General features: G+C 60.6%; 14 protein-coding genes. 2 read left to right on the top strand and 12 right to left on the bottom strand.

What is annotated here, in order from left to right; translation table 11 throughout:
- The 8 genes from ELY13_RS14215 to ELY13_RS14180 form a co-directional block, all read right to left on the bottom strand.
- Positions 1-585, bottom strand: a 585-nt coding sequence (locus ELY13_RS14215; protein WP_206436083.1) for a hypothetical protein, incomplete at its 3' end; no start/stop codon positions are given.
- Positions 586-744: 159 nt separating this feature from the next.
- A complete protein-coding gene (locus ELY13_RS14210; protein WP_126174561.1) occupies positions 745-1,326 on the bottom strand; it encodes a hypothetical protein in 582 nt (193 codons plus the stop codon).
- Between the two features lie 357 nt (positions 1,327-1,683).
- Positions 1,684-1,920 (bottom strand): hypothetical protein, encoded by a 237-nt coding sequence (locus tag ELY13_RS14205; protein ID WP_126174560.1) that lies wholly within the window; start codon positions 1,918-1,920, stop codon positions 1,684-1,686.
- Positions 1,917-2,168, bottom strand: a complete 252-nt coding sequence (locus ELY13_RS14200; RefSeq protein ID WP_126174559.1) for a hypothetical protein — start codon at positions 2,166-2,168, stop codon at positions 1,917-1,919. Before ELY13_RS14200 ends, ELY13_RS14205 begins: the two co-directional genes overlap by 4 nt.
- 22 nt (positions 2,169-2,190) lie before the next feature.
- Entirely contained in the window at positions 2,191-2,388 is a 198-nt protein-coding gene (locus tag ELY13_RS15735; protein ID WP_420897435.1) for a helix-turn-helix domain-containing protein, read from the bottom strand.
- A gap of 76 nt (positions 2,389-2,464) precedes the next feature.
- Positions 2,465-2,890 carry a hypothetical protein gene (locus tag ELY13_RS14190; protein WP_126174558.1) on the bottom strand — a complete coding sequence of 142 codons (426 nt, stop codon included), beginning with the start codon at positions 2,888-2,890 and terminating at the stop codon, positions 2,465-2,467.
- Positions 2,891-2,961: 71 nt separating this feature from the next.
- Positions 2,962-4,044, bottom strand: coding sequence for an IS5 family transposase (locus ELY13_RS14185; protein ID WP_126174557.1), 1,083 nt, complete (start codon positions 4,042-4,044; stop codon positions 2,962-2,964).
- 172 nt (positions 4,045-4,216) lie between these two features.
- Positions 4,217-4,537 (bottom strand): hypothetical protein, encoded by a 321-nt coding sequence (locus ELY13_RS14180; protein ID WP_126174556.1) that lies wholly within the window; start codon positions 4,535-4,537, stop codon positions 4,217-4,219.
- Positions 4,538-4,860: 323 nt separating this feature from the next.
- Between ELY13_RS14180 and ELY13_RS14175 the strand changes: the two genes are divergently transcribed.
- On the top strand, positions 4,861-5,277 hold the full coding sequence (locus tag ELY13_RS14175; RefSeq protein WP_126174555.1) for a hypothetical protein: 417 nt from the start codon (positions 4,861-4,863) through the stop codon (positions 5,275-5,277).
- An 8-nt stretch (positions 5,278-5,285) separates the two neighbouring features.
- Here the strand turns inward: ELY13_RS14175 and ELY13_RS15105 are convergent, their stop codons facing one another.
- The 4 genes from ELY13_RS15105 to ELY13_RS15730 form a co-directional block, all read right to left on the bottom strand.
- Complete coding sequence (locus tag ELY13_RS15105; RefSeq protein WP_164549834.1) at positions 5,286-5,465, bottom strand: hypothetical protein; 180 nt, start codon at positions 5,463-5,465, stop codon at positions 5,286-5,288.
- Between the two features lie 287 nt (positions 5,466-5,752).
- On the bottom strand, positions 5,753-5,971 hold the full coding sequence (locus tag ELY13_RS14170; RefSeq protein ID WP_126174554.1) for a hypothetical protein: 219 nt from the start codon (positions 5,969-5,971) through the stop codon (positions 5,753-5,755).
- On the bottom strand, positions 5,968-6,222 hold the full coding sequence (locus ELY13_RS14165; protein ID WP_126174553.1) for a hypothetical protein: 255 nt from the start codon (positions 6,220-6,222) through the stop codon (positions 5,968-5,970). The genes ELY13_RS14170 and ELY13_RS14165 overlap by 4 nt, the downstream gene beginning before the upstream one ends.
- Before the next feature lie 187 nt (positions 6,223-6,409).
- Entirely contained in the window at positions 6,410-6,625 is a 216-nt protein-coding gene (locus ELY13_RS15730) for a BRCT domain-containing protein (protein WP_420897434.1), read from the bottom strand.
- Between the two features lie 798 nt (positions 6,626-7,423).
- On the opposite strand from ELY13_RS15730, the gene ELY13_RS14155 reads away from it, so the two are divergent.
- A protein-coding gene (locus tag ELY13_RS14155; protein ID WP_420897433.1) for an IS3 family transposase occupies positions 7,424-8,522 on the top strand; the annotation gives its coding sequence in 2 pieces (ribosomal slippage) (positions 7,424-7,686 and positions 7,685-8,522; 1,101 coding nt in all).
- The last annotated feature ends 313 nt before the right edge of the window (positions 8,523-8,835 follow it).

Here is an 8,835-nt window from a genome sequence, read left to right as displayed (position 1 = left end):
CGACCAGCCCTGGCGCATCATGTCCATCGGTAGGCGCCGGTGGGCCCATCGGTCGTGATCAACGAGTCTTGGTATAAGCGGTAGTTTTAGAAGGTCGGCCGGAATCCGGACCGCTGCGCCGGCCTTGTCCGCTCGACTGGGAAACGAACAACGTTGCTCCGGACAGAACTCGCGTCCGCCACAGAGGGGAACGGCGGTGCCTTCGCCATCCAGGCGCAGGCGGTGCGGAGATGAAATTGCGGTTTCACGATGAGCAAACGTCCAAGCGTGGCAGGTGTTCAGTGCTAGCATGTCACGCCCCTTTCCGTAGGAGCGAACGGCTTTCAGCTCTTCATCTGTCTGCTCACCCGGCAACGTTTCGTTGCCCGTCCGAAGGACGGAGCCGTGCATACCCGAGTAACAGGAATCGTTGATCCCGCTTTGAGGTACCGTTGAACTCTCATTGGACTCTACATTGAAGTCAGCAAACCGGGCATCGACGTCGGCGAGCAACTGCAAGGCGTGCTCGGCCAGAGTGCCACGGAATACCTGGATCCACTTTCGGCAGGTTTCCATCAGGTCGGCGCGCCAGCGTCTGGCGTTCACCGTCTTGGCATGGGCGAAGGCGAGGCACTCCGACCAGCGCGGCTTGCTGGGCCAGCCGATCTACGGGCAGGAGGAAGTGGGACGGTTGGCTGTCCTCCCATTGATCCACCAGGCCAACATGGCCCCACAGCGCGAAAGCTGCGCGCATCGCGTAAGCGCCTACCGCCGTCTCAGGCTCGGTAGGGACGATCTTCCCATGCCGGACCACGGCCACCGGATAGACCAGAAGCGAAGACGGCGTGTCATCTTCGGCAAGATAATAGGCCATTCCAACGCGCCGGCATCTGCGAGGATGCGCACCCTTGCAAAGAAGTCTTTGGCCGCGCCGTCTTCTCCTGATTGCGTCCCTTTCGACAGGTGAGGCCACGTTCCATCCTTCCAGCTCATCCACTGACGGGGCTTGTCAAAGTGAAAGACCTGAAGGTCGCCGGTCGCGAACTTTGGCGCCCGCTCGAACTGCTTGCGCAGTAGTTCCCGATCGATGCCGCCGAATTCGGCGAGGTCTTGCGCCTCGTACAGGTCAACAAGCAACCGGGACACCAGCACGTCACGAGCCCGGCGGATGCGGTCTGTGAGACTGCTCTGTCCTGTGGGTTGCCCCTTCTCGTCGCCGACCAGGGAGAGGGGCAGATACGCGGGCTGCAGCGGGCGTTCGTCGATGTAGGACCATGCCCCATCATCATAGTGCAGCCAGCCCATCTCTTCGCCCAGCTTGGCCGCCTTTAGTTCGGCGCCGTCCATGGGATGGATGCCTCCGTATATTTGTGCGGCGACCCTCTCGACCCGAGGCGGCATCGAATGGCGCGTCTCGACGGAGGGCAGATAAATCCGGGGTTTCCGGTGCCTTTCGTGTTGCCGATCCACTCAGCCAGCCCCTGCTTCTCGAGTTTTGCGATACAGTCGTTCGCCTTACGCCAGTTCAGCGCAGTTCGGCGGTTGATTGCTTCGCGCGACCAACTGCTGGTCCGGTTGTCTGCTCCGGTCCCAGCCGCCAGAACGAGATAGGCGGCGGCCAAGTCAGGGTCCCCAAGGTCGCACACCTTCGCGAACGTTGGACGGTCCACGATGAAGAAGGACCCCTTCTTTGGCTTGTCCGCCTTACTCATCGCCTGCCCCATCGCTCAGGTCCAACAGGGGGAGGCCAAGCGTATCGGGTTGATCGGCCGCATGGCTGATCGCCATTGCGTGATCAGGGAACCAGCGGCGCCTTGGAGCTCGGCCGAGGCCGACGCGCACCGTCACGGCCCACACGATCGAACCGGCAAGCTCTAGGCGTTCGATGAGGGCGCCACGCCAATTGCCGGGGCGGACCTGGGGGATCGGGATCTCCCTCATTTCGCACCAGCCGGTTCAAACCGGATGATCACTGGCAGCTTGTGCAACATCGCCAAGCCGAGCGCCCGGGCAGTCGCCCTTTGCGCGTCCGCCTGCTGTTCGGCGTAATCGCAATTGAAGACGCTCAGTTCAGGCCGTCCGTAAACGCGAAGGTCGGCGCCACCGATGCGGCCCGTGACCATCACGAGGCCGGTTGCGCCGAGCGCCCGGGCGATCTTCGCTGCTTCGTGGTTCTGCAGATCGGCCATGGTCAGGCCACCTGATCGACGTTCAGGAAGCGCTCGATCGCCTTGCGGGAATGAGGCGCGTCCGGCCATACTTAATGCTCTGCAGTTCGCCACTCTTGATAAGTTCGGAAACTCGGTTTCGGCCAATGCCGAGCACCGCCGCAACATCGTTTGGCCTGTAGGCGAGGCGCTCGGGTTGAACCTTGTCGTCAGGTCCGCTTGTCTCCGTTCCTGCCGTCATGATCTGTTCCAATCTCCTTGTGATTGAAGCGGATTATCGGAGTCTCAGCATCGGGATGTGAGGGACACGACTACTTTCAGTTTGAAGTGAGGCCAAATGACCTTAAGAGTCTGTTTCCATTGACAACATGCAGGTGGTGGTCGGAGAATCCGATCATGAACACCGGGACTTCTCGCATCCGGGCTTTGAAACGCTGGATGGATTTGCGCACAGTTCGACTGACATTGTTTGCCCGGAATGCGATCGTTCGTTTCGCTATCCTTGCGCAGAGGTTCGGCGGTTGCAAAAGAGGTGGGATCGAGCAGCCCGAAACCTGCCGGATAAAGCGGCAGTAGCAAACGCTCGCGCCGAAATCGCCAACGCCGAACCTCTTGAGAAGGCGACCGTCATAGGGCGCTAAGGCATTTTCGAAGGAGTTGGGCGCCTCGAAGAACCGTCTGATTTCGTCCTGAGAGGCGGCGAGTGCCTCGGCGGGCGCGAGGGCCGCACCCTTTCCGGCCATAGCGGACCCGATTTTGCTTCTATGCGGCCCAATTTTTGGCCGTTTCCGGTCCGACCGGGTGCACTTTGCCCTCAAGCGGGCGCACTTCTCCTCTCGAGCCAAACGAGGCGCTGAAAGTTGTAGGCAAGGTTGGTCATTCCGATCTTTATCCGGGCACGGTCAATGCCGATGGTGCGGATGAACAAGCCCATGCGGTGCTTCTGTCCGGCGAACACGTGCTCGACGGCCGAGCGTACGGCCGAGCGACGGGCGTTGGCTCGCGCGGTCCGCTCAGGCATCGGCTTCTTCAGCGGTTTCTTCTGGTGGATGTGGCTGGTGAACAGCCCCTTGGCCAGAAACGCCTCGTTCTTCTTTGAGCGATAAGCCGTATCGGCCCACACGCCCGAAGCGGTGTTCTCCCGGCTCACCAGCACTGACAGGCGCGCGCCGTCATGCGCATTGGCCGCGCTCGCATCCCAAGTGCGGATCAGGCCGTGAGTGCGGTCGACGCCAATGTGGCTCTTGTAACCGAACATTGGGATCGCAAGGTCGACCGGCTTGAATGCCCTGGGGTCGGTGCCCTCCTTCACCTTTGCCCTGGAGTAGTTGAGCGTCCAGCGGGCATCCCGGTCCTTCTGCCGCGCCTTGGCGGGTTTGTCCTTCCAGCTCTCGGGAATGCACCCCTCCTTGATTGCGGCCTTCTCCTCTTCGGTGTTCCGCTGCTTCGGCGCTGGCACGACGGTCGCATCGATGATCTGCCCGCCCATCGCGAGATAGCCCCGGTCCTTCAGCGCCGCATCGAAGCTGGCGAAGAGCTTGTCGATCGCCTTGGCTTTCACCAGTCGCTCGCGAAACAACCACACCGGGGTCGCATCCGGCACCGCGCCCTCGAGCCCGAGGAACCGCTGGAACGAGAGCCGATCCCGGATCTGAAACTCGGTGGCTTCGTCCGACAAGGAATAGAGGGCCTGGAGCACCAGTATCTTGAACATGAGCACCGGGTCATAAGGCGGCCTGCCACCCTTCCTTCGCGGCCCTCGCCGCAGCGCTGCGACCAGCGGTCCTCGGAAAACCTCGAAGTCCACCACCGAAGACAATCGCTCGAGCGGATCGCCCGCCGCGCTCAATGCCTCGTACCGGTCCGAAAGATCAAAGAACCCGGGCTGTCCCGTCATCTCATTGCCTCCTCACCGAAGGCAGTGAATCAGATCAGGACAGAAAACGCGAGGGTTTTTCGATCCGTCCAGGTGGATCACCTGAGAAGATCAACAGGGCGCGCGGCGGATAGTGGCTCGCTGGCGCAGTTGAGGGACTGGACGCCAGGAGCGGGATAGCTGCGGCCTTAACTCAGTGACAGCCCTCGAACTTCAACACGCGGTTAGCCAACTGTTCGGCAGCCATCGAAACGTGTACTGCCGCCAAGCATTCTCCCATGTCGTCAAGTTTCTCAGCCAACTCCACTAAACGAACCTGCGTTTGCTCGGTTTGAATCTGCAGTCGATTATACGCAACATTTGCAGCGAACACTTTACTGTGATCCCCTAACATAAAATCTGCGAGAGGGTCATTAGACTCAGCCGAATAGGGGCCATCCATTTGCAATTTCTGCAAATCTTTCGAAATACTCACATAATTTGCATTACTGCCTGTAACAAGCTTGGTATTCATTCATTATTTCCGTTGGAGTGGATCGCTGCGCATAACGCATGCTGCATCCTAGGGGGCGAGGTCCGATAAGTGGACCTTACTACTATAGCGGGAGGATTGGACCGGCCGGCATCGGACCAGGGGTGCGGTTACTACGTAGCGGGACCGCTCGCGATCCGCCTGGAATGCCGTCCTTTTGCAACATCACGCCATCATGGCGGATAGGACGACCGCCGCAGCGTACATGTCCAGAGAGGATATTCCCGGGGACAGGATGCCAGCAGCAGAGGAAACATCCTAAATGGATATTCTTTGGAGTAGTCTAGGCCTAGGGAATACGTAGCATGGACACGCTGTCGAGATGTCGAAGGGGGGAAGTGACAAACATGACCACGGGTGCTTTGCGAGATACCGCCTCCCCTGCTCGATCGCTGAAGGAGCAACGGCAGTTCCGCCGGGAGTTGTTTGGTAGCAGCTTTTTTGACGGGCCTGCCTGGGACATTTTGCTCGAACTGCACATCGCTGGGATTGAAGGGCGGCTGGTCTCACTCGACAAGCTTTGTCGTGACGCGACTGTTCCTCCCTCGACAGGAGGTCGCTGGGTCAAGGCACTGCAGAATGAGGGGCTTGTCGCCAGAGGGAGCGACGAGTTTCCGATCGGCCTCGATTTCGTCCGCCTGACCGTGAAAGGCCATGCGATGATGAACCAATACTTGGAGAGCGTCTTTCCTGGGGCCATGCAACGACACCACAGCCCATAGGACCAGGCTTAATCGACGGTGGGTTTACTCCGGAGCCCCGCTTCGGACAGATGATCGATAGCCGACGAAACATGCGCAGCAGCGACGTGTTCGCCCATCGCGTCGAGCTCGTCAGCCAAGCTCTTCAGGCGATCTCGCATCTGTTCAGTCGTGGCAGTTGAGCTGCTCTTCATTACAATATTCTGCATTGATCAGTCGCCATTAACGGCGGATTTACGCAATAAGTGTGCAGGCGCGAAATGGTTCCGCTGTCGGCATAACCGCGGCGCTAGCTGAGCGCTCGCGGTGCAGGACCATGCTCCCACCGCAGTATCCGGATGGTACCCAGGCGGTGAGGAAGTAGCTGCGGCGCTGCAAAAAGATCAGACCTCGCGCGAAACAGGGGATGTCGGAGGGCGCGAGGTCCGACGAGGTTACCCTATGGCTGAGGAATGGACTGTTCCGACGTTGGTTGCTCGCACGTATCTGTTCCCACCTAACCTTCGGAGAACCGGACCCCCTGCTCCCGCCGCAGCGTCCGGATAACCGCCTCTGCATACTGGCGCATGACGCGCTGCCAGTAGTGGCCGGCCTCATCCCACGGGTGCCATTCAGCGTGCGGATCGTTGGTCGCGAGGCTGGCCCACATTTCGCGCGCCATGTCCTCGGCCAGCGCTTCGTGATCGTTCGCATCGCAGAGACGGCAGCGTGTCACGTTTCGTCCTTCGGCTCAGTCGAGCGTTCGACACGGAAGCCAACTGGCACGAGCGGGGGAGGCGACCGCACCTGATAACGGTCGAGGCGGGCTAGAATTGTGTCCCGCAGCAGGTTGCGCGCCATGTCGGACTTGCGCTGGTTGGTGCTGGCCCAGTCCTGGATCAATGAACGGGGAGCCTGTGACAGGATAAGCCCCACCTCGAACCGCAGTTCGTCGTGCGCCACAATGCGGGGGAAGTCCTCTGCCATGCGGAACACTTGGAGAACATCGGGGCGATTCGGTCAAGCGGGTGTGACGGAGGCTCCCGGCGGAGATCTGACGGGGCGGCGAGAACCGCTGCTGGGAGAAGGGGGGGCGAACCAATGTCCAAAGGCGCGACATTGGTTTCTGCGCCGTCTCCCTCCGCAGAAGCCTCGAAACCAACGGTATCTCGCATTAGAAGGCCATGAAGTCCGCTTCTGCCACAATGCGTATAGGCTGGCCCTTTCCGATCAGAGCCTCAGCCTTGCGATGCTTCGCGCTCTCCGTACTGCCAGCGAGCTTGCGAAGATCTTGGTTCCCGACGACGAGCATAGTGGTGCGCTTGGTCACGCCAGGCCCAACCGCGGCGCCGTGTTCATGGGCGAGGTCGGCAGCGTCTTGCCGAGGCATGGCCAACGCCCCAGTAAAGCAGATGGTGTGCCCAACCAAGGGGCCGTCCCCATCGCCAGTGCGACGGTAGTCATGCTGCGTGATGCGCCGGCTGCACCGTTCCAGCCATTCAGGGATGGTGTTGCCGCTTTCCGCAAGAGCATGCAGCAGAACATGGGCGGCTGCTCGTGCGTCCTCCAAAGCATCGTGATGGCGAAAGGTAATTCCAAGGCGCTCCGCCAGCGCGGCTAGTCCGTATCCGCTATTCGCCACGTCAGGCCATGCTCGGCGCTCAACCTTAGCCGTATCGAGCCATTCACAGTCTAGCGGCTGGAGGCGCGATGCCGCGCAGGCTCCAGACATGGAGCCAGACGGCGACGAGGCCGACGGGACCGGCTCTGAAGATGAGCCCTGCACATTGTTCATGACGGCGAACCGGGGCCCAGCTTGCGTGGTCTCCGATCCGGATGCTTCTCCTAATGATCGCAACTTCGTTGATTACGGGGTGGATCAATCGACAGGCCCGCTGCCGCTGAAGGACGCGGAGGATGCGGCCATCGGGCGGGAACATCGGGACCGCATCCGGCGCACCCGCTGTGAAAGTATAGCCGTCGCAACATGTGGACGGATCAGATCGAGCCCCACTACCGGCTGAAGGATTCCTTCGGCCGCAACGGACTGGTGCAGCTGTGACGGGCGCGGACGACCTGCTCGGCAAAAATCCGAGTCTTGGATAGCCAAGTGACGTCCCCCCGTTTCTTCCTCCGGTTTGGATGGGAGTTTTCCGGTAATGTGATCCTCGTGCTGAAGGAGCATGCCGTGAAGAAGAGCCGATATACTGAGGAGCAAATTGCCTACGCCTTGAAGCAGGCGGAGACGGGTACGCCGGTTGCTGAGGTGATCCGCCGAATGGGCATTTCCGAGCAGACATTCTACCGCTGGCAGAAGCTGTATGGTGGCCTTGGCGTGGGGGAGTTGCGTCGTTTGAAGCAGCTCGAGGAGGAGAATCGCAAGCTCAAGCAGCTGGTGGCGGACCTGAGCTTGGACAAGCACATCCTGCAGGACGTGCTGTCAAAAAAGTCGGAGGCCTGCTCGGCAGCGCGAGATCGTCCGGTATGTCCAGTCGCGTCATGCGGTCAGCGAGCGGCGCAGCTGCGCCGTGCTGACCTTTGATCGACGGACGGTAAGATACCGGTTGGTTCGAGCCGATCAGACGCCTCTGCTCATGCGCATCCGGGACATCGCGCAGACCCGGACGCGATACGGCTACTTCAGGATCTACATCCTGCTTCGCCGTGAAGGATGGGCCGTGAACCACAAGCGGGTTTACCGATTGTACCGGGAAGACGGTCTGAGTTTACGGCTCAAACGGCCGCGTCGGCATGTCAGCGCGGCCCGGCGAGAAAGGCAGCCGGCTGCACTGGCTCCGAACGAGATGTGGTCGATGGACTTCGTCTCGGATGCCTTGTTTGACGGCCGGCGCCTGCGCGCCCTGACCGTTGTCGATGCGTACACCCGAGAGGCCCTGGCGATCGATGTCGACCAGGGCATCAAGGGTGAGCAGGTGGTCGAAACCATGGGCCGGATCGCATCGGTCCGCGGTGCCCCACGCACCATACGCGTGGACAATGGTCCTGAGTTCATCTCGAAAGCGTTGGATCGCTGGGCCTATGAAAACGGCGTCACGCTGGATTTTTCGCGACCAGGCAAGCCCACCGACAACGCCTTCGTGGAATCTTTCAATGGCCGCTTCCGCGACGAACGTCTGAACACCCATTGGTTCTTGTCTCTGGCTGATGCCAGGAGCAAGATTGAGGCGTGGAGGCGGGAGTATAACGAGTGCCGTCCTCACACCTCCTTGGGCTGGCTGACACCAGCTGAATTTGCTTCATCTGCCGGGGTTAACCCCGGCAGATGAAGGCCGGAGGCTCACATCAAGCCCGGACACGAAACCGGGGGACCCTCAGGGCAATCGTGCACTAACAACCAATGCGGACCACGCAGTGGGGGCCGGTCACACTCCAGCGCCGCCGCCGCTCCGGCCCTGAAAACACCGTGATCTGCCCCATCGATCGCTCCTAAGTTCGCTCGCAAGAGGGCGCTTAAGACCGGTCTGTCAGTCCCCCGACAAGGCGGCCGTTGTCGGAGGCGTACCGAGTTCAACACTCTGAACGAATTGCACGCCGAGGTTCTCGTATCAGCGCGCAGTCTGATTGCGGCGGACGCAGCGC

Origin of the sequence: Altericroceibacterium xinjiangense, assembly GCF_003958635.1 — a bacterium.
Taxonomy (GTDB): Bacteria; Pseudomonadota; Alphaproteobacteria; order Sphingomonadales; family Sphingomonadaceae; genus Altericroceibacterium_A; species Altericroceibacterium_A xinjiangense.
This window is presented reverse-complemented; position numbering and strand designations above follow the sequence as displayed.